Source organism: Mesorhizobium sp. B264B1B (genome assembly GCF_020165765.1).
In the GTDB taxonomy this organism is placed as follows: domain Bacteria; phylum Pseudomonadota; class Alphaproteobacteria; order Rhizobiales; family Rhizobiaceae; genus Mesorhizobium.
Genome location: NZ_JAIUIS010000006.1, coordinates 191,095 through 210,102 on the forward strand (window position 1 = coordinate 191,095; position 19,008 = coordinate 210,102).

Annotated in this window: 18 protein-coding genes; 12 read left to right on the top strand and 6 right to left on the bottom strand. The window is 64.7% G+C overall.

Annotation, left to right across the window (positions count from 1 at the left end):
- Positions 1–9 precede the first annotated feature (9 nt).
- The 3 genes from LB547_RS14680 to LB547_RS14690 are packed head-to-tail and all read right to left on the bottom strand — an operon-like array spanning position 10 to position 5,167.
- On the bottom strand, positions 10–3,111 hold the full coding sequence (locus LB547_RS14680) for an efflux RND transporter permease subunit (protein ID WP_140759427.1): 3,102 nt from the start codon (positions 3,109–3,111) through the stop codon (positions 10–12).
- Positions 3,108–4,187 (bottom strand): efflux RND transporter periplasmic adaptor subunit, encoded by a 1,080-nt coding sequence (locus tag LB547_RS14685; protein WP_140556731.1) that lies wholly within the window; start codon positions 4,185–4,187, stop codon positions 3,108–3,110. The genes LB547_RS14680 and LB547_RS14685 overlap by 4 nt, the downstream gene beginning before the upstream one ends.
- Positions 4,184–5,167 (bottom strand): efflux RND transporter periplasmic adaptor subunit, encoded by a 984-nt coding sequence (locus tag LB547_RS14690; RefSeq protein WP_224655873.1) that lies wholly within the window; start codon positions 5,165–5,167, stop codon positions 4,184–4,186. Before LB547_RS14690 ends, LB547_RS14685 begins: the two co-directional genes overlap by 4 nt.
- On the opposite strand from LB547_RS14690, the gene LB547_RS14695 reads away from it, so the two are divergent.
- Positions 5,166–5,384, top strand: a complete 219-nt coding sequence (locus LB547_RS14695) for a hypothetical protein (RefSeq protein ID WP_224655874.1) — start codon at positions 5,166–5,168, stop codon at positions 5,382–5,384. The two genes, LB547_RS14690 and LB547_RS14695, sit on opposite strands and share 2 nt — an antisense overlap.
- Positions 5,385–5,786: 402 nt before the next feature.
- Positions 5,787–7,064: a 4-aminobutyrate--2-oxoglutarate transaminase gene (locus LB547_RS14700; RefSeq protein WP_140496838.1), complete on the top strand. Its 1,278-nt coding sequence runs from the start codon at positions 5,787–5,789 to the stop codon at positions 7,062–7,064.
- A gap of 54 nt (positions 7,065–7,118) precedes the next feature.
- Here the strand turns inward: LB547_RS14700 and LB547_RS14705 are convergent, their stop codons facing one another.
- Genes LB547_RS14705 through LB547_RS14715 form a run of 3 tightly spaced genes read right to left on the bottom strand, consistent with a single transcriptional unit; the run spans position 7,119 to position 8,972 of the window.
- Positions 7,119–7,439 (bottom strand): type II toxin-antitoxin system RelE/ParE family toxin, encoded by a 321-nt coding sequence (locus tag LB547_RS14705; RefSeq protein ID WP_181167355.1) that lies wholly within the window; start codon positions 7,437–7,439, stop codon positions 7,119–7,121.
- An 11-nt stretch (positions 7,440–7,450) separates the two neighbouring features.
- Entirely contained in the window at positions 7,451–7,681 is a 231-nt protein-coding gene (locus LB547_RS14710; RefSeq protein WP_140496834.1) for a type II toxin-antitoxin system ParD family antitoxin, read from the bottom strand.
- Positions 7,682–7,718: 37 nt separating this feature from the next.
- Positions 7,719–8,972: an NAD(P)/FAD-dependent oxidoreductase gene (locus LB547_RS14715; RefSeq protein ID WP_140663989.1), complete on the bottom strand. Its 1,254-nt coding sequence runs from the start codon at positions 8,970–8,972 to the stop codon at positions 7,719–7,721.
- 438 nt (positions 8,973–9,410) lie between these two features.
- Here LB547_RS14715 and LB547_RS14720 point away from each other — a divergent pair, with 438 nt between their 5' ends.
- From LB547_RS14720 to miaB, 10 genes are all read left to right on the top strand, one after another.
- A complete protein-coding gene (locus LB547_RS14720; protein ID WP_140759433.1) occupies positions 9,411–10,700 on the top strand; it encodes an imelysin family protein in 1,290 nt (429 codons plus the stop codon).
- Positions 10,701–10,808: 108 nt separating this feature from the next.
- Complete coding sequence (locus tag LB547_RS14725; RefSeq protein ID WP_140496828.1) at positions 10,809–11,120, top strand: (2Fe-2S)-binding protein; 312 nt, start codon at positions 10,809–10,811, stop codon at positions 11,118–11,120.
- Positions 11,086–11,571, top strand: a complete 486-nt coding sequence (bfr, locus tag LB547_RS14730) for a bacterioferritin (RefSeq protein ID WP_140496826.1) — start codon at positions 11,086–11,088, stop codon at positions 11,569–11,571. Before LB547_RS14725 ends, bfr begins: the two co-directional genes overlap by 35 nt.
- A 12-nt stretch (positions 11,572–11,583) precedes the next feature.
- A complete protein-coding gene (locus tag LB547_RS14735) occupies positions 11,584–13,179 on the top strand; it encodes a di-heme oxidoredictase family protein (RefSeq protein ID WP_140759436.1) in 1,596 nt (531 codons plus the stop codon).
- Positions 13,179–14,258 carry an imelysin family protein gene (locus LB547_RS14740; RefSeq protein WP_140759439.1) on the top strand — a complete coding sequence of 360 codons (1,080 nt, stop codon included), beginning with the start codon at positions 13,179–13,181 and terminating at the stop codon, positions 14,256–14,258. The genes LB547_RS14735 and LB547_RS14740 overlap by 1 nt, the downstream gene beginning before the upstream one ends.
- A gap of 2 nt (positions 14,259–14,260) precedes the next feature.
- Entirely contained in the window at positions 14,261–15,367 is a 1,107-nt protein-coding gene (locus LB547_RS14745) for a DUF1513 domain-containing protein (protein WP_140759443.1), read from the top strand.
- Between the two features lie 109 nt (positions 15,368–15,476).
- On the top strand, positions 15,477–16,154 hold the full coding sequence (gene tsaB / locus LB547_RS14750) for a tRNA (adenosine(37)-N6)-threonylcarbamoyltransferase complex dimerization subunit type 1 TsaB (protein WP_140759446.1): 678 nt from the start codon (positions 15,477–15,479) through the stop codon (positions 16,152–16,154).
- The gene (rimI, locus tag LB547_RS14755; protein ID WP_140496816.1) at positions 16,154–16,648 is read left to right on the top strand and encodes a ribosomal protein S18-alanine N-acetyltransferase; all 495 of its coding nucleotides are present in this window, start codon (positions 16,154–16,156) and stop codon (positions 16,646–16,648) included. The genes tsaB and rimI overlap by 1 nt, the downstream gene beginning before the upstream one ends.
- Before the next feature lie 21 nt (positions 16,649–16,669).
- On the top strand, positions 16,670–17,470 hold the full coding sequence (locus tag LB547_RS14760; RefSeq protein ID WP_140759449.1) for a lysophospholipid acyltransferase family protein: 801 nt from the start codon (positions 16,670–16,672) through the stop codon (positions 17,468–17,470).
- Positions 17,471–17,534: 64 nt separating this feature from the next.
- Positions 17,535–18,944 (top strand): tRNA (N6-isopentenyl adenosine(37)-C2)-methylthiotransferase MiaB, encoded by a 1,410-nt coding sequence (miaB, locus tag LB547_RS14765; RefSeq protein ID WP_140559676.1) that lies wholly within the window; start codon positions 17,535–17,537, stop codon positions 18,942–18,944.
- The last annotated feature ends 64 nt before the right edge of the window (positions 18,945–19,008 follow it).

The following is a 19,008-nucleotide window of genomic DNA, read 5'->3' on the forward strand; positions in this document are numbered from 1 at the left end:
CCCTTGTCTTCAGGCCCTGCCGCTTTCCGGGATGGCATCATCGGCCGGCGCAGTGCTTTCCTGCCCTCGCTTCGGCTCCTTGATCCTGAACCACGTCACATAAAGCGCCGGCAGGAACAGCAGCGTGATCGCAGTACCCGCGATGATGCCGCCCATCATCGCGTAGGCCATCGGTCCCCAGAACACTTCGCGCGCGATCGGGATCAGCGCCAGGCTGGCGGCGGCGGCCGTCAGCGCGATCGGCCGCATCCGGTGTTCGGTCGCCTCGATAACGGCGGCCCAACGGTCCTTGCCCTCCGCGACAAGGTCCTCGATCTGCACGATCAGGATGACCGAGTTGCGGATCAGGATGCCGATCAGGGCGAGCACGCCGAGGATGGCGACGAAGCCGAGCGGTGCGCCACTCGGCACCAGGGCCGCCACCACGCCGATCAGCCCGAGCGGCGCCACCGCAACGACCAGAAACAGGCGCTGGAAGCTCTGCAGCTGGACCATCAGGATGGTTGCCATCACGAAAAGCATCAGCGGCACGACGGCCGCGATCGGCCCCTGGCTCTTGGCGCTTTCCTCAACGGAGCCGGCGGTCTCGATCGAATAGCCCGGCGGCAGCTTGGCGATGAAGGCATCGACCGAAGGCTTCAATTCGTTGACCACCGTTGCCGGTAGAACGTCGCCGACCAGGCCGGCCCGCACCGTGATGGTCGGGATGCGGTCGCGTCGCCACACCGTCGGCTGTTCGAGCTCGTAGCGGAAGTTGGCCACCGCCGCGAGCGGGATGGCCTCGCCGGTGCTGGTCGGCAGTTGCATGTTCTGCAACGTCTCGATCGAACCGCGTTCGGCCTCGCGCGAGCGCGCCACCACATTGATCAGATAGGTGGCATCGCGCACTTGCGTGATGGTGGCGCCGCCGACGGTGCTGTTGAGCGCGCTGGCGATGTCGGAGGAGGTGATGCCGAGCTGCCGCGCCTTGTCCTGCAGCACGTCGACCCTGAGCACGCGCTGCGGCTCGTTCCAGTCGAAGGTCGGCGCGGCGAGCTTGGGATTGGCCGAGATGACGCCGGCGAATTGCTGCGCCAGCGCGCGCACCGTCTGGATGTCGGGCCCGCCGACGCGGTACTGCACGGGGCGGCCGACAGGCGGTCCGAGTTCGAGCAGCTTCACGAAGGCGTCGGTGCCGACGAATTCCTCGCGCAGCAGCTTTTCCAGCGCCGGCTTCACCCGGTTGCGAGCCTCGATGCTTTTGGTGACGATGACCGTCTGGCCGAAATAGGGATTGGCCGGTTGCACGTCATAGGCGAGCACGAAGCGCACCGCGCCCTGGCCGATATAGGACGAGAAATGGTCGATGTCGGGATTGCCGACCAGCGCCCGCTGCTCGAACCGCTCCATCTGCTCGCGCGTGTCGGCGATCGAGGAATTCTGCGGCAGATTCCAGTCGACGATCAGCTCCGGCCGGTCCGATGGCGGGAAGAACTGCTGCTGCACCAGGCCGAAGCCGGCGATCGACGCGGCAAACAACAGCACCGTGGCGATGATGGTCAGCCAGTGATGGCGCACCGAGCCGACAAGGGCACGCCGGAACAGCGAGGTGAAGCGGCCCGGCTGGTCGTGATGCTTCGTCTTCATCGTCGCCGGCAGAATGGTGACGCCGAGCAGCGGCGCGAACAGCACCGCCACGATCCACGACACCAGCAGCGACACGGCGATGACGACGAACAGGGTGAAGGTGTATTCGCCGGCGGCGCTGTTGTTGAGGCCGATCGGAATGAAGCCCGCGACGGTCACCAGCGTGCCGGTCAGCATCGGGAAGGCGGTCGATGTGTAGACATAGGTCGCCGCCTTGCGCAGGCTATCACCGACCTCCAGCCGCGCCACCATCATCTCGACCGCGATCATCGCGTCGTCGACCAGAAGCCCGAGCGCGATGATCAGCGCACCGAGCGAGATGCGCTGGAGCGAGATGCCGAGATAGGACATGACCGTGAAGGTGATGGCCAGCACCAGCGGGATCGACAGCGCGACGACGAAGCCTGCGCGCATGCCGAGACTGATGAAGGACACGGCCAGCACGATGGCCACCGCCTCGAACAAGGCGCGCGTGAAGCCCGAGACCGCTTCTTCGACGATGACCGGCTGGTCGGCGACCAGATGCACGCCGACGCCGACCGGCAGGTCTGCCAGCACCTTGTTCATCGCCTCATGCAGCGCCTCGCCGAATTTGAGCAGATTGGCGTTGGGCTTCATGCCGATGGCAAGCCCGATCGCGTCCTGGCCGTTGAAGCGGAACAGTGCCGTTGGCGGATCGGCATAGCCGCGCGTGATCGTCGCCACGTCGCTCAGCCGGAAGAAGCGGTCGTTGACGCGAAGATTGATGGCGCGAAGGCTCTCTTCGGAGGTAAACTGGCCGCCGACCCGTACGCTGATGCGTTCCGGGCCGGACTGGATGACGCCCGACGGCGTGATCGCGTTCTGCGCCTGCAGGCTTGCCACGATCGCCTGCTGGTTGAGGCCGAGGGCCGCGATCTGGCGGGTCGAGAATTCAAGATAGATCGCCTCGTCCTGGGCACCGACCAGGTCCACCTTGCCGGCATTCGGCACGGTCAGGATTTTTGTCCTGACATCTTCGACATAGTCGCGCAGCTGGCGCGGCGTCAGCCCGTCCGACGTAAAGGCATAGATGTTGCCGTAGACGTCGCCGAAACGGTCGTTGAAGAACGGTCCCTGGACGCCTTGCGGGAACTGCGCCTTGATATCGTTGACCATGTTGCGCACCTGAATCCAGTTCGGCACGACGTCGCGCGCCTTGGTAGTGTCCTTCAGGTTGACGAAGATGACGGTCTGGCCGGCTGTGGTGACGGATTTGGTGTAGTCGAGGCTGTCGAGTTCCTCGAGCTTCTTCTCGATGCGGTCGGTCACCTGCTGCACCGTCTCCTTGACCGAAGCGCCGGGCCAATTGGCCTGGATGATCATGGTCTTGATGGTGAAGGCGGGGTCTTCCTCGCGGCCGAGGTTGAGGTAGGAGAAGATGCCGGCCGCAACGAAGACCAGCATGAAATACCAGACCATCGAGCGGTGGTTGAGCGCCCAGTCGGAGAGGTTGAAGCCCTTCATGAGGCCCCTCCCGCGGGCAGTTTGACCTTCTGGCCTTCGGTCAGGCTGTGGACGCCGGCGGTGACGACGCGCATTCCCGCTTCCAGTCCCTGAGCCACCGTGAAGGTTCCGCCGTTCCTGGAGGCAACCTTGATCTCGCGCGTGCTCACGCTCGATGTCTGCGCATCGACGATCCACACCCTGTCGGAGCCGTTCCTCTGGAAGAGCGCCGACAGCGGCAGTTCGATCGTCGGCTCCACCGTGGTCATGCGCGTTGCGGTCACGGTCGAGCCGAGCCGGAAGGCCTGCGGCGGATCGGTAAGCGTCAGCCGCACGCGCCGCGTGCGCGTCGAGCCCTCGGCCTGCGGCGCGATCTCGCGCAGCTTGGCCTCGGTCCGGATCGTCGGCAGCGATTGCAGGATGACCTGGAACGGCGTGCCGGCCGTGAGATCGCCGGTCAACTGGTCGGGAATATCGACCACCGCTTCGCGCGGGTCCGAGCGCGCCACGGTGACGACCGTCTGGCCGGGGGAGACCGTCTGGCCGACCTCGGCGCCGACAGCGGTGACGACGCCGTCGAAATCCGAGAACAGCCTGGCATAGCCGAGCTGCTCCTGCGATTTGGCCAGCGAGGCCTTGGCCCGCTCGACACTGGCCTCGGCCGCCTTCCTCGCCTGCTGCGCGGCATCGAACACGGCTTGCGTGGTGTTGGCGCTGGCAAGCAATTGGCGTTGGCGCTCCTCGCTGGCGGCGGCGTTGGCAAACTGTGCCTCGGCATTGGAGAGCTCGGCCTTGGCCGCCTGGACCGACAGCTCCAATGCGGTCGGGTCCAGTGCCGCGATCGTCGTGCCCTTGCTGACGATGTCGCCGACATTGACGTCGCGGGACACGACCCGGCCGAGCAGGCGAAAGGCGAGATCGGCGCTGACCTGCGGCTCGACCGATCCGGCGAAGCCGAAGACCTGCGTGGTGCGCGGCTCGACCACCACCGACAGCACCGGGCGGATGATCTCCGGCGGCTTCTCCTCCGATTTCGAGCAGGCGGCGAGCGCGCCAAGCGCGATCACGCCAAGCAGGAGGCGCGGCAGCCGGCTCATTGGCCCGCTCCCGATATCTCGATTTTCTGACCCGCACTGAGCAGCTGTCCGCCCGCGGTGACGACGCTTTGGCCCTCCTCCAATCCCCTGGCGATGACGACGGTGCCGGAATTGAAAGCCAGCACCTCGACCGGTGCCATCGTCACCGTACCGGTCGAGGGATCGACGATCCAGACCGCCGGCTTGCCGGCGCTGGACGTCAATGCCTGCCAGGGCAGCAGGATCGCCTTGGCCGGTTTGGCGCCGACCGAGCCGATGACGGCCGCGCCCAGCGGCATGCCGGCGGGCGTATCGGCAATGCCGACCTTGACCCGGATCGAGCCCGACGCCGGATCGACCGCCGGGGAGATTTCGCGCACCTTGCCCGTTGCCCTGATCTGCGGGTCGGACAGGAGCGTGATCGTCACCGCCGGCGACGTCGGCGTCCTGGCGACCAACGTCTCCTGGACGTTGAACACCGCGTCGCGGTCGCCGTCCTCGGCGACGGTGAAGACGGTCTGCGCAGCCTGCACCACCTGGCCGGTTTCGACTTGGCGGGCGGTGATGACGCCCGCGGCGCCAGCCTTGAGTTCGGTGAAGGACAGGTTCTGCTTGGCATTGGCGAGCGCGCTCTGCGCCGCGTCGAGGCTGCCTTGCGCCACCTTCAATGCCTGATCGGCGGCGTCATAGTCGCGCCTGGTGGTGTAACCCTGGGCAAGCAGCGTCTTTTGCCGCTCGAAGGCGGCGGCGGACTGGGTCAACTGCGCTTGCGCCGCGTCGAGATCGGCCTGCGCCGAGCGCAAATCGGATTCCTGCTCCTGCGGGTCGATGCGGGCAAGCACCGCGCCCTTGTCGACATGCTGGCCGACATCGGCAAGCCGTTCGGCGACGCGGCCGCCGACCCGGAACGACAGATTGTTCAGCGTGCGCGCCGCGATCACCCCGGTCAGCGCGGTTCTCGGCGCATAGTCGGCCATCGCCACGGTCTCGGTGCGCACCATGATCGGCAGCTTTTTCTCGGCCGCTTCCTGTTTCTGGCAGCCGGCCAAAAGCAGGGCGGCCGTGCAAGTGAAAAGCGCTACGCCGATGGAAAAAGTCGAAAAATTGGAAGGTTTGACCGATGGCGGCGAGACGGACGATGTCGCGTTCCTGCTCATGGGCTCCCTCAGCCGCAGGCCGCTCGCCGATCGCGATGCCTCGCGGATCCCGGCACGATAGTCGATCTCCCGAAAAAGGAAACCGGACTCGTACCCGTGTCAGGCATCCGACTCGGGTTTGCAAAGGCCTGACGACGGCCAGTCCCGGCCGGGCAGCTTTTCGTGATAGGAATTTTTTCCTTGACGAGGTGAAGGCAACTATGATAGATATTTGGATATGGTGCTGAGTTGCGCCAGGGACCCGCCGCACAGGCGGTTTTTCCGCTCAATGATCCTCAACAGCGCGCCGCGAGGGCTCCGAACCCTTCAACGCAGTCCGTTGCCTGGTAGGGATATCGCCGGCTGGTCAGGCCCGATACCTCAGGCCCAATCGCCTGCCGGCGGTGCCGACTTGAGGAAGCATGAAATAAGCCCAGAAGACATCTGATCAAGCAGAACGGGCGCCGGCCCTATGAGGGACATCATGAAGAACTCAGCCATTTCCGAACGCAAGAGCCAGTCGATCTCGCGCGGCGTCGGTATGACCACGCAGATTTACGCCGACCGGGCCGAGAACTCGGAGATCTGGGATGTCGAGGGCCGCCGCTACATCGATTTCTCCTCCGGCATCGCCGTCGTCAACACCGGCCATCGCCACCCCAAGGTCATCGAGGCGGTCAAGGCGCAGCTCGACCGCTTCACCCACACCTGCCACCAGGTGGTGCCCTATGAGAGCTATGTAAGGCTGGCCGAACGGCTGAACGGCATTCTTCCGGGCAAGTTCGAGAAGAAGACAATCTTCGTCACCACCGGCGCCGAGGCGGTCGAGAACGTCATCAAGATCGCCCGCAATGCCACCGGCCGCCAGGCCGTCATCGCCTTTGCCGGCGGCTTCCATGGCCGCACCTTCATGGGCATGGCGCTGACCGGCAAGGTCGTGCCCTACAAGGTCGGCTTCGGCGCCATGCCGGCCGACGTCTTCCACGCCCCGTTCCCGGTGCCGCTGCACGGCGTGTCGGTGGCCGATTCGCTTGCCGCGCTCGATCGCCTGTTCAAGGCCGACGTCGATCCGGCCAGGGTCGCGGCCATCATCGTCGAGCCGGTGCAGGGCGAGGGCGGCTTCTACGAAGCGCCGCGCGATTTCATGACCGCGCTGCGCAAGATCTGCGATCAGCACGGCATCCTGCTCATTGCCGACGAGGTGCAGACCGGCTTCGCCCGTACCGGCAAGATGTTCGCCATGGAGCATCATGAAGTGACCGCCGACATCACCACCATGGCCAAGGGCCTGGCCGGCGGCTTTCCGCTGGCTGCGGTCACCGGCCGCGCCGAGATCATGGATGCGCCTGGCCCCGGCGGGCTGGGCGGCACCTATGGCGGCAGCCCGATCGGCGTTGCCGCCGCGCATGCGGTGCTTGACGTGATCGAGGAAGAGAAACTGTGCGACCGCGCCAACTCGCTCGGCGCCAGGCTGAAGCAGCGCCTGGGATCGATCCGCGACGACGTCCCGGAAATCGTCGACATCCGTGGCCCCGGTTTCATGAACGCGGTCGAGTTCAACGACGTCAGGAAGGGCTTGCCATCGGCGGAGATGGCCAATGCGGTCAGGCTGAAGGCACTCGACAAGGGGCTGATCCTGCTCACCTGCGGCGTCCACGGCAACGTCATCCGCTTCCTGGCGCCGCTCACCATCCAGGACGGCATCATGAATGAGGCGCTCGACATTCTGGAAAGCTCGATCCGCGAGGTTCGCGCTGCCTGAAAGGGCGGCGCCCATTTCTCCTGACGGCTTACACCGGACCCGGTGAACGTGCCGTCAGGAGCTCGGATTCTGTAACCAGGCTGGAATGTCCATCTTGGCGTGCAGCACCCGCCAAACATCGATATGGTCGGTCTGTTCAAGATAAAAAATCAGGTATGGATAGCGCCTGACTTGCACGCTACGCAGACCAGGCAATCCAATTTCGTAGCCATATCTCAGAGAGCCCGATGCCGGATGGCTGGCTAGCAGTTTGTAGGCGTTTTGAAGCTCCTCGATGTAGCCCAATGCCGCGCGCGAACCAGCTTCTCGCGTATAGTAATCGACAGCATCCTCGACATCCCGCAGGGCTAGTTTTCGAGGAATGATCGCCTTTATGGGCACTTACTCTATTGGCCCTGCGCCCGTTTCCGCAGCGCGGCGAAATAGTCGTCGTCAACCGGAGCGCCCGGGGCGGACGATGCGCCCTCAAGGAGCAAGCCGCGCAGAAGCTGACGATCCTGATCGCGGCGGATCAATTCACGCACATACTCGCTGCTCGTGCCATAGCCGCGATCGGTCACTTGCTGATCGACAAAATGCTTCAAGCTTTCCGGCAGGGAGATGTTCATGGTGCTCATTCAGGCATTTTATAGTCTATGACAAAAATTGGCAATCTTAGGCACTGGCCTCGGCTGACTCTTTGTTCTGGAACGCGGCCAGCGCCGCTTTCAGTCCGTCCGGCCCCGCAGCCACCGTCTGCGGCGCCGGCGAGAAGCCGGCGCTCAGCATCTTGCGGCCGAGCATGTGGTCGCCGGGGCGGTTGACCGATTCGATGCCGAGCAGCCTGTCTGCGGCATAGTGGTAGATCGAGAACTTGTTGTCGGCGAGATCGCCCAGCACGACATGGCTGTCGCCGCCGGATGTCAGGCCGACCATCTGCAGCTTCATGTCGCCGATGTCGGACCAGAACCAGGGCACGGCCGAATAGGCGTCGGCATGGCCCGTTATGGTGCGCGCGGCAAGCCGCGCCTGGTCGGTGGCGTTCTGTACCGATTCCAGCCGCACGTCGCCGCCGGTGAACCAATGCCGATAGGAGGCGGCGTCGCCGATGGCGAGGATTTCCGGCACCGAGCTACGCATCTGGTTGTCGACGCGAATGCCGTTGGCGATGGTGAGGCCGGCTTCCCCGGCCAGTTCGACATTGGGCACGGCGCCGATGCCGACGACGACCATGCGCGCCGGCAGCCTTTCGCCTGACGAGGTGATCGCGGCCGTGACATGGCCGTTTTCGCCTTCGAGCCTTGCGATCGTGGTGCCGGTTAGAATGTGCACGCCGGTCGCTTCCAGCCGCTGGCGGACATGGCCCGCCACGATCGGCGCCACGGCGCGGCCAAGCAGCCGGTCGACCGCTTCCACGACCGTTACGGTGCGGCCGGCCGCGCGCAGCGTCGCCGCGATCTCCAGCCCGATGAAGCCGCCGCCGAGGATGACGACGTCTTCGCTCCGTGTGCTCAAGTCCCGGATCAGCCGCGCATCGGAAAGCGAGCGCAGCGACACTACACCGGACAGATCCGCGCCGGGCAGCGGCAGCAGGCGCGGGCGCGAGCCGGTGGCGAGGATCAGATGATCGAAGGCAAGTTCGCCGCCGCCTGATATCTCCAAACGGCGACGTCCGGCATCGATGCGGTCGATCCGAACGCCCGGCCGGTAGTCGACGGCGCTGCCGGTGTAAAATGCCTCGCCACGCAAGGGTTGTGGCTTGGCCTCGGCATCCTTGATGAAGGTCTTCGACAGCGGCGGCTTGTGATAGGGCAGCTCGTTCTCATCGCCGACGAGGATCACCGGCCCGTCATAACCGTCCTCGCGCAGGCTTGCCGCCGCCTGCACGCCCGCATGTCCCGCACCGACAATGACCACGCCGTTCTTCATCGCATTCCGATCCCGAACTTGATTTTAGGATGTCTCGCCACGTGGCAATTGTCTGGCGCCGCCGCAAGGGGGCATTTGCGGGTCGCACCCGGAACGGCGGCTGTCAATCGGACAGTTCGGCGATGAAGTCGGCACACGGGGCAGGCGGCTAAAGTTGACTATTGCAGTTTAGAATAATTCTAAACTGTTGTTTCGATTGAGTTTTCCTGTCGATTTTCGTTGACTTCCATCGGTCCTGAAGCTTTATGGGGCCTCGCGCATCGGCGCATCCCTTTGATGTCTGGGCCTTGAACCCTTTCGATTGGAGGCATTTTGGTGTCTTTCTTCTTCGACCCGCGCGACAGCGCGGCATGCCCCGCGAATGACGGCCTGCACATGGCCTGGCGCCGGTTGTCGCGCGCGCCGTTCACAAAATTCCCGAAAAACTGGAGAGCGATAATGACGGCACGACATGGCAGCAGGCTTGCGGCGATCGGGGCCACGGCGCTGCTGACGGCGGCGGTGTTCGTGCTGCCGGCCAAAGCCGAGAGCGATCCCAAGGCGGTCATCAAGACCTATGCCGACATCGCGCTTGCCAAATACGAGGATTCGCTGACCACCGCGCAGGCGCTCGACAAGGCGGTCGACGCGCTGCTGGCCAAGCCTTCGGCCGAGACGCTCAATGCCGCCCGCGAGGCCTGGAAGGCATCGCGCGTTCCTTACCAGCAGACCGAGGTCTACCGCTTCGGCAACAAGATCGTCGACGACTGGGAAGGCAGGGTGAATTCCTGGCCGCTGGACGAAGGCCTGATCGATTATGTCGCCAAGAGCTACGGCACCGAATCCGACGCGAATTCGCTCTATACGGCCAATGTGATCGCCAACAAGGAGATCGAGATCAACGGCAAGAAGGCCGACGCCTCGAAGCTTTCGCCGGAATTCCTCGCCGGCACGCTGCAGGAGGTGGGCGGCGTGGAGGCCAATGTCGCCACCGGCTACCATGCCATCGAGTTCCTGCTCTGGGGCCAGGACCTGCACGGCACCGGACCGGGCGCCGGCGAGCGCCCCTACACCGACTATGATCTCAAGAACTGCACCGGCGGCAATTGCGACCGCCGCGCGGAATATCTGAAGTCAGCCAGCACGCTTTTGGTGTCCGACCTCCAGGAGATGGTCGGCGACTGGAAGGAAGGCGGCGCTGCGCGCAAGAACCTGGTCGACGGCGAGCCGAACGCCGCCATTTCGGCCATCTTCACCGGCATGGGCTCGCTCTCCTACGGCGAACTCGCCGGCGAGCGCATGAAACTCGGCCTGCTGCTGCACGATCCGGAAGAGGAGCATGACTGCTTCTCCGACAACACCTACAATTCCCATCTCTATGACGCCGTCGGCATCCGCGCCGACTATCACGCCAGCTACACCAGGCTGGACGGCACCGTTATTTCAGGGCCGTCGGTGGCGGACATGGTCAAGGCGGCTGATCCGGCCATCGACAAGGAACTGTCAGACAAGCTCGATGTCACCGTCGCCAAGATGGAGGCGATCAAGGCCCGCGCCGAAGGCGGCGAGGCTTACGACCAGCAGATCGCCGAAGGCAACACCGAGGGCAACGCCACGGTGCAGGCGGCAATCGACGCACTGATCGACCAGACCAAATCGGTCGAACGCGCCGTCGGCGCGCTGAAGCTCAACGCCATCGCCTTTGAGGGTTCAGACAGCCTCGATGCGCCGGACAAGGTGTTCCAGTAAGCGTCGAAGCCTGGAAGCCCGGGCCGAAGTCACAAAGGGCTTCGGCGCGGGGAAGATAGAGTCAAGCCACACGGCGCGGAAGGCGCCGTCAGCCATCCGAGCAAGTTTATGCTGATCTGCCATTGCAACATCATCACCGAGAAGGAGATTGAGCAGACGATCGTCGGGCTGCTGGACCAGGATCCCTGGCAGCTCATCGTGCCGGCAAAAGTCTATCACGCCATGCACAAGCGCGGTCGCTGTTGCGGCTGCTTCCCAAATGTGGTCGAAGCGATCATTCGGGTCACCGAGAACTACCACGCCCGCTCGCAGGCGAGCGGCGTGGACATCGTTTCACATCTGGATCGCGTCAGAGGCCTGCGCGTCCAATACGGGAGCAGAACCCATGAAAGGCGAACCACAGATCATCGAGCGGCTTAACGAGGCTCTGTTCCTGGAGCTTGGTGCCGTCAATCAGTATTGGGTCCATTTCCGTCTGCTGGAGGACTGGGGATACGCCAAGCTCGCCAAGAAGGAACGCGCCGAATCGATCGAGGAGATGCACCATGCCGACAAGCTCGTGGCCCGGATCATCTTCCTGGAAGGGCACCCCAATCTGCAGTCCGTGGCGCCGCTGCGTATCGGACAGAACGTGAAGGAAGTGCTCGAATCCGACCTTGCCGGCGAGTATGACGCTCGCACCGCCTACAAGCGCTCGCGCGAGGTCTGCAACGAAGCCGGCGACTATGTCAGCATGAAACTGTTCGAGGAACTCTTGGCCGACGAGGAGGGGCACATCGACTTCCTCGAGACGCAGCTCGATCTGCTTGCCTCGATCGGCGAGGAAAAATACGGCCAGCTCAATGCCGCATCGGCGGACGAGGCGGAGTAAGGGCATGCGGGAATGCGGCGCACCCTAGCATTGCTGCGCCGCTGGCGGCGGGCCAAAGGGCTGTCGTCAAACAGAAAACCGGGAAGCGTCGTGCTTTCCGGTTCGGCCGCCATCATCCTTTTGGCCTTCGCCACGGGCGGGTCCGGCTCGCAGCAGCCCGCCAATTTCGCCGCCACGCGCACCGACCTCAGCCCGAAGGATCAGGCGCGCGTCACAGCCGTTACCAGGCCGACCAAGGACTTCTCGAAACCCGAGCAGTTCGAATTGATGCAAGGCGGCGCCGGCACATCCAGGAAGGACGTCAACCGCGATTCCTTCTCGCAATCGTCGGCCAACATCACCTTCGAGGAAGAAGGCACCTTCAAGCTGGGCAACGCCCTGTTCCGCAAGAATTGGGTCTCGTCGCCGTCCTCGACGCAGGCTTCCGACGGGCTCGGACCGCTGTTCAACGAAGGCGCCTGCCAGAACTGTCATCTGAAGGACGGCCGCGGCCGTCCGCCGCAAGGCACCGGCAGCACGTCGATGTTCCTGCGGCTGGCGCGAGAGGCGAGCACCGAGGAGGAGAAGGCTGGGCTTGCCGACCACAGGCTGCTCAACATCCCCGATCCGGTCTACGGTTCGCAGCTGCAGGATCTTGCCGTCCCCGGCCTGCGCGGCGAGGGCCGGATGCGCGTCGATTACAGCGAGGAAAAAGTCGGGCTCGGCGACGGCACCGTGGTTTCGCTGCGCAAGCCCACTTACGCGGTCGATGATCTGGCCTACGGCCCGCTCGATCCGCGCACCACGCTGTCGCCGCGCCTGACGCCGCCGATGATCGGGCTTGGCCTCATCGAGCAGATCGCGCCCGCTGATATACTCGCCCATGCCGATCCGAACGACCGGGACGGCGACGGCATTTCCGGCAGGCCGAACATCGTGCGCGACGGCATGAGCGGCGAGCTCACCCTTGGTCGTTTCGGCTGGAAGGCGCAGACCGCGTCGATCCGCCAGCAGGCCGCGGATGCCTTTGCCGGCGACATCGGCATCTCGACGCCGGAGGAGCCCAAACATTGGGGCGACTGCACCGCCGCCGAGAAGGATTGCTTTGCCATGCCGGATGGCGTGCAGGAGCGGCTCGGTCAGGCCGAGGCGCCGGCGCCGGTCATGGACCTCGTCACCTTCTATTCGCAGAACCTGGCCGTGCCGGCACGCCGCGACCTCGGCGCCCCTGATGTGCTCGCCGGCAAGAAATTGTTCTACGAGATCGGCTGCGTTTCCTGCCACGCGCCGAAATTCGTAACCCGCCGCGACGCGCCCAACAAGGCGCAGGCCTTCCAGCTTATCTGGCCCTATTCCGACTTCCTGCTGCACGACATGGGTCCCGGCCTTGCCGACGGCCAGGCGGTGGGCGAGGCGACGGGCAACGAATGGCGCACGCCGCCTCTATGGGGCATAGGCCTCACCGAAACGGTCAACGGCAACAATTTTTATCTGCACGATGGCCGCGCCCGCAGCCTGGTCGAGGCGATTCTTTGGCATGGCGGCGAGGGCCAGAAATCGCGCGACCGCTTCGCCGCCGCCGATGCGGCCGACCGCGATGCCTTGGTCAAATTCCTGGAGTCCCTGTGATGTTGAAGCGTTCCGCGCTGGTAATCCTTCTTCCTCTGGCCTTGCTGGGTGTCAGCCCCGCATCGGCGGCTGTGAAGGCCACCGACGTCATCCAGCGGGCAATCGACGGCTTTGTCCGGCCGGCCTACGCCAGTCTGCACGACCGCGCGGCGGGCTTGAACAAGGCGATGCACGCGCTTTGCGAAAAACCCTCAAAGGGCGATCTCGATGCGGCACGCGCCGAATTCTCGCGCACGGTGGATGCCTGGTCGTCGGCCGAGATCATCGGGTTCGGCCCGGTCAAGGAAAACAATCGGCTGGAACGAATGCTGTTCTGGCCGGATCGCAAAAGCATCGGCCTGAAACAGGTGCAGGCCGCGTTGGCCGCCCAAGACCCGAGCGCCACCGATCCGGCACAGCTTTCCGGCAAGAGCGTCGCCATGCAGGGGCTCGGCGCCTTGGAATTCGTGCTCTACGGTGACGGCGCCGATGCGCTTGCCGGCAAGAACGATCCCTATCGCTGCGCCTATGGTGCGGCGGTTGCCGGCAACATCGAAACCATGGCCGGCGATGTCGCCGACGCCTGGAACAAGCCGGACGGCTTTGCGGCGCTCTGGGCCAATCCGGGGCCGCAGAATCCGCTCTATCGCGACGGCACAGAAGCGGCGACGGAACTGGTCGGCATCTTCATCAACGAGCTGGACATGGTTCGCGACGTGCGCCTGAAAGGCTTCCTGGGCGGCAAGCCGGAGGCGGACAAGCCGAAACAGGCGATCTACTGGCGTTCGCAAAACACCACCAATTCGCTGGCTGGAAACCTTGCCGGCATCGACGGGCTGTTCGAGGCCTCGAAGCTCGGCGATGCGCTGCCGCCCGATGCGCGCTGGATGGCGGAATCGATCCACATCCAGCTGCTCAACGGCTTCGCCGCCGCGAAGTCGGTGCAGGGGCCGATCGACAAGGCGCTCGCCGACCCGGCGCTGCGCGAAAAGCTCGAGCATTTCGCGCTGATCACCTCCAGCCTGTCGACCCTGTTCGGCACAAGGCTGACCGCCGAATTCGGCCTGACCGCCGGGTTTTCCTCGCTGGATGGGGACTGAGCGTGAAAACCTCCTTCATTGACCGTCGCGATTTCCTGAGAGCCGCGGGCATCGGTTTTGCCGCCGCGATGGCGCCGCCGGCCTGGGCAAATACGCTTGCCGCCGATGCCGTCTTCGCCACCGCCTTCGTCAAGCGCGACGGCAGCTATGGCGCCGCAATCCTGTCCGAGGCCGGCAAGCTCCTGCACGCGATCGACTTGCCCGACCGCGGCCACGACGTCACCTTCGATTCCATATCGAAGCGCTCAGTGGTGTTCGCCCGCCAGCCCGGCACCTTCGCCGTGGTCTTCGATCACGCCGGGCGCGATGAACCGCTGACCATCGCCAGCATCACCGGCCGACATTTCTTCGGCCATGGCGTGTTCTCCCCGGACGGCGCCTTGCTTTATGCCACCGAGAACGATTTCGACAACGCGGCCGGCGTCGTCGGCGTCTACGACGCGCGGGCGAAATTCAAGCGCCTTGGTGAATTCCCGACCTATGGCATGGGACCCCACGAGCTTCTGCTCCTGGGCGACGGCAGGACGATCGCCGTTGCCAATGGCGGCATCGAGACTCATCCCGATTATGGCCGCGCCGAGCTCAACATCGCCACCATGAAGCCATCCTATGTGCTCATCGACCGTGTCACCGGCGATCTGGTCGAGAAGCACGAATTGCCGGCGGCGCTGCACCAGCTGTCGATCCGCCACATGGACACCGACCAGACCGGCACCGTCTGGTTCGGCTGCCAGTACAGGGGGCCCGGCACCGACCGTCCGCTGCTGATCGGCCGCGCGGCGCGCGGCAAGGATTTGCAGCTCCTCGACATGCCGCGGGATGTCCTGTCCGGCTTCCGCAACTATATCGGTTCCGTCGCCGCCAATCCGGCTGCCGGCACCGTCGCCGTCTCTTCGCCGGAAGGCAATTCGCTTGTGGTGATCGAGGCGGCGAGCGGGCGGCTCGTCTCGTCAAGCGCGCTCGTCGAGGTCTGTGGCGTGGCGCCCGACGGGACGGGTTTTATGGCCACCACCGGAGCCGGCGAAATCGTCGAATGCAATGGCGCGACACGGTCCGAACCGTACTACGTCTGGGACAACCATATGCTGCGCATAGAGCCGGCCGCATAGACACCTTCCCGCTGCGTCGGAGCGAAGCCGCTTAAGAAATTATGCGCTTTCCCCTTGCGGTGGCGCGCTGTGGCAGGCACAGGGAATTGTTTTTCGAACCGGTCGTTTCATGAAAGTGCTCGCCATCGACTGTGCCGCCAACCTCTGCGCCGCCTGCGTCTATGATGCCGTGGCGAGGCAGGAACTCGGCCGCGCGGTGCTCGATTTAGGCAAGGGCCATGCCGAGCATCTGATGGCAGTCATCGCCGAGGCGCTGAAGGCCGGCGCAACCGCCTATGCCGGCCTTGGCGCCATCGCCGTCTCCGTCGGCCCCGGTTCCTTCACCGGTCTGCGTGTCGGGGTTTCCACGGCGCGTGGCCTGGCGCTGGCGCTCAAGGTGCCTGCAATCGGCGTGACGACGCTCGAGGCGCTGGCGGCCGAGACGGCAGGGGCATTTCCCGGCCGCGCCGTGCTGGTCGCGCTCGATGCCGGCCGCGAGGAGATCCATGCCGCTCTCTATGATGAAATGTCGGTTTTGACTTACGGTCCGGCCGTGGTCACGCTGGCGGATGCCGTGGCCATGGCGAACGAGCGGTCTTCGGTGCTCGCCGGAACCGCCGCGACGCGGATCGCGGCATCCGCCGGCCGCGCCTTCGACATCGGACCCGAGACGGCGACCGCGGACATTCTCACTTACGCCCGCCTGGCGGCCGCCAAGGGCGAGGGCGAGAGGCCGAAACCTCTTTATCTGCGCGGCGCCGACGCCAAGCCGCAGGCCGGGTTCATACTTTCCAGGCAAGGGAAATAATGCGCATACCTTTTCTCCAGCCGCGCCGCCGCGATTACGCGCTCGAACCGCTCAGGACCACCGACAGTCCGGCGGTCTCGCTCCTGCACCGCGAGGACTTCGTCCGCCCATGGACCGATGGCGAGTTCGCGGCCTTGCTCGAACAGGACACCGTGTTCGGCTATGCCGCGCGCGAAACCGGGCAGGGCGCCAAGCCGCCGGTCGGCTTCGTGCTGGCCCGGCTGGCGGCCGGCGAGGGCGAGATCCTGACCGTCGCGGTGGCGCGGTCGCATCGCCGCCAGGGGCTCGGCTGGCAGCTGATGGACGCGGTGCTGCGCGAACTGCACGCGCAGCGCGCCGAAGCGCTCTTCCTCGAGGTCGACGAGACCAATGTCGCTGCGATCGCCCTCTACAGGCGTCTTGGGTTCCGCGAGGTCGGCAAGCGCCCCAACTATTACAGGTCGCCCGAGCATGGCCCGACCGGCGCGCTTGTCATGCGCCGCGATCTTCGCTAGCCAGGGTTTCGGGGTGGAGCGATGATCGGAAAAATCAGGGTTTTCCTGGCGATAGGGCTGGTCGTCGCCGGTTCGCTGATCCTGGTGCCTTTGCAGGTCCTGTCGATGAAGACCGGCTGGTGGCCGGAAACCTTCATCCTCAAGATCTGGCACAGGCTGATCGTCAGGGCGCTCGGCATGCGCATCCATGTGAACGGCACGATGTCCGACCGCCGCCCCTTGCTGATTGCCTCAAATCACATCTCCTGGACCGACATCATGGTGCTGGGCTCGTTTGCCGATGTGAAGTTCATCGCCAGGGCCGACATGGAAGGCTGGCCGCTGATCGGCATGCTGTCGAAGCTGCAGCGTACCCTCTTCATCGAGCGTGAGCGCAAGCGCTCGTCCGGCGACCAGGCGAGCGAGATCGCCAACCGCATGGCCAAGGGCGATGCCATGGTGCTGTTTGCCGAAGGCTCGACGGGCGACGGCAACATCGTCCTGCCCTTCAAGAGCACGCTGTTCGGTGCCGCCTCAATGGCGATTTCGGAGGGCGCGGCGGAGCAGGTCTTCATCCAGCCGGTAGCGATCGCCTATACCCGGCTGCATGGCGTGCCGCTCGGCCGCCGGCACCGGCCGATCGCGGCGTGGATCGGCGACGAGGATCTGATGCCGCATCTCAAAGTGCTGATGGCGGAAGGCGCGCTCGATGTCGAGGTGCATTTCGGCGAACCGATTGCCTTCGCCAAGGGGTCGAACCGGAAGGAAACGGCGAAGCTGATGGAAAGCCGCGTGCGCGAAATGATGCAGGCGGCACTGGCCGCGCCGCGCCCGAGCCGCTGAATCCCGAAGGCCCCCAGGCAGAATCGTCTGTTTTTTGTCGCGGAAAGGCGTTAGAAGCCGCCGGATGGACTTGAACACGGTTGAAAGCGACGACATCGGGACTGCGGCTGGAGAGCAGGCAGTAATTTCCGCGGCGGCGAAAAAGGTCTTCGTCAAGACTTATGGCTGCCAGATGAACGTCTATGATTCACAGCGCATGACAGATGCGCTGGCCGCCGACGGCTACACGGCGACGCAGACCATCGGCGAAGCCGACCTGGTGCTGCTAAACACCTGCCATATCAGGGAAAAAGCGGCTGAAAAGGTCTATTCCGAGCTCGGTCGCATTCGCGAGATGAAGGCCGAACGCGCCGCCGCCGGCCGCGAATTGCTAATCGGCGTCGCCGGTTGCGTGGCGCAGGCCGAAGGGGCCGAGATCATCCGCCGCTCGCCCGCCGTGGACCTGGTCATCGGCCCGCAGACCTATCACCGGCTGCCGGACGTACTGGCCAGGGTGCGCGGCGGCGAGAAGATCGTCGAGACCGACTACGCCATCGAGGACAAGTTCGAGCACTTGCCGCAGCCGAAGCGCGCCGAGGTGATCAAGCGCGGCGTCACCGCCTTTCTCACCGTCCAGGAGGGCTGCGACAAGTTCTGTACCTTCTGCGTCGTGCCCTACACCAGGGGGGCCGAAGTGTCGCGGCCGGTGGCACAGATCGTCGCCGAAGCCGAGCGCCTGGCCGAAGCCGGGGTGCGTGAGGTGACGCTGCTTGGCCAGAACGTCAATGCCTGGCATGGACAAGGCGAAAACGGCGAGGAATGGGGCCTTGGCCGCCTTCTGTTCAGGCTGGCCGAAATTCCCGGGCTGGCGCGCCTGCGCTACACCACGAGCCACCCGCGCGACATGGACGACGAGCTGATAGCGGCCCATCGCGACCTGCCGGCACTGATGCCGTATCTGCATCTGCCGGTGCAATCCGGGTCCGACCGCATCCTGAAGGCGATGAACCGCAGGCACACGGCGGTTGATTATCTGGCGCTGCTCGACCGCATCCGCGCCGTGCGGCCCGATATCGCGCTGTCGGGCGATTTCATCGTCGGTTTCCCCGGCGAGACCGAGACGGATTTCGAGGCGACGATGGAGCTGGTGCGCCAGGTGAACTACGCCTCGGCCTTTTCGTTCAAATATTCGCCGCGCCCCGGCACGCCGGGCGCCGAGATGGCCGGCCATGTGCCGGAAGCGGTCAAGGACGAGCGTTTGCAGCGGCTCCAGGCGCTGCTTTTGAAGCAGCAGCAGGATTTCGGCTTGAGTCTCGTCGGCCGCACCATAGATACGCTGATCGAGAAGCCAGGTCGCCAGGCCGGCCAGAAGGTCGGACGCTCACCTTGGCTTCAGCCCGTTATTGTTGATGAAAAGGCCGGCGAAATCGGTGACATTATCCAGGTGCGAATCACGAAGACGGGTTACAATAGCCTGTTCGCCGAATTGGTCTGATGACCTCGGCAGATGAGGAGAGACGGTTGAGCGCAGCGGAGCTGAAGAACCTGCCCCCGGTACC

Coding starts and splice junctions, on each gene's coding strand:
- LB547_RS14680 (WP_140759427.1), bottom strand. CDS start 3,111: ATGAAGGGCTTCAACCTCTCCGACTGGGCGCTCAACCACCGCTCGATG.
- LB547_RS14685 (WP_140556731.1), bottom strand. CDS start 4,187: ATGAGCCGGCTGCCGCGCCTCCTGCTTGGCGTGATCGCGCTTGGCGCG.
- LB547_RS14695 (WP_224655874.1), top strand. CDS start 5,166: ATGATCGGCAGCTTTTTCTCGGCCGCTTCCTGTTTCTGGCAGCCGGCC.
- LB547_RS14690 (WP_224655873.1), bottom strand. CDS start 5,167: ATGGTGCGCACCGAGACCGTGGCGATGGCCGACTATGCGCCGAGAACC.
- LB547_RS14700 (WP_140496838.1), top strand. CDS start 5,787: ATGAAGAACTCAGCCATTTCCGAACGCAAGAGCCAGTCGATCTCGCGC.
- LB547_RS14710 (WP_140496834.1), bottom strand. CDS start 7,681: ATGAGCACCATGAACATCTCCCTGCCGGAAAGCTTGAAGCATTTTGTC.
- LB547_RS14715 (WP_140663989.1), bottom strand. CDS start 8,972: ATGAAGAACGGCGTGGTCATTGTCGGTGCGGGACATGCGGGCGTGCAG.
- LB547_RS14720 (WP_140759433.1), top strand. CDS start 9,411: ATGACGGCACGACATGGCAGCAGGCTTGCGGCGATCGGGGCCACGGCG.
- LB547_RS14725 (WP_140496828.1), top strand. CDS start 10,809: ATGCTGATCTGCCATTGCAACATCATCACCGAGAAGGAGATTGAGCAG.
- bfr (WP_140496826.1), top strand. CDS start 11,086: ATGAAAGGCGAACCACAGATCATCGAGCGGCTTAACGAGGCTCTGTTC.
- LB547_RS14735 (WP_140759436.1), top strand. CDS start 11,584: ATGCGGCGCACCCTAGCATTGCTGCGCCGCTGGCGGCGGGCCAAAGGG.
- LB547_RS14740 (WP_140759439.1), top strand. CDS start 13,179: ATGTTGAAGCGTTCCGCGCTGGTAATCCTTCTTCCTCTGGCCTTGCTG.
- tsaB (WP_140759446.1), top strand. CDS start 15,477: ATGAAAGTGCTCGCCATCGACTGTGCCGCCAACCTCTGCGCCGCCTGC.
- rimI (WP_140496816.1), top strand. CDS start 16,154: ATGCGCATACCTTTTCTCCAGCCGCGCCGCCGCGATTACGCGCTCGAA.
- LB547_RS14760 (WP_140759449.1), top strand. CDS start 16,670: ATGATCGGAAAAATCAGGGTTTTCCTGGCGATAGGGCTGGTCGTCGCC.
- miaB (WP_140559676.1), top strand. CDS start 17,535: ATGGACTTGAACACGGTTGAAAGCGACGACATCGGGACTGCGGCTGGA.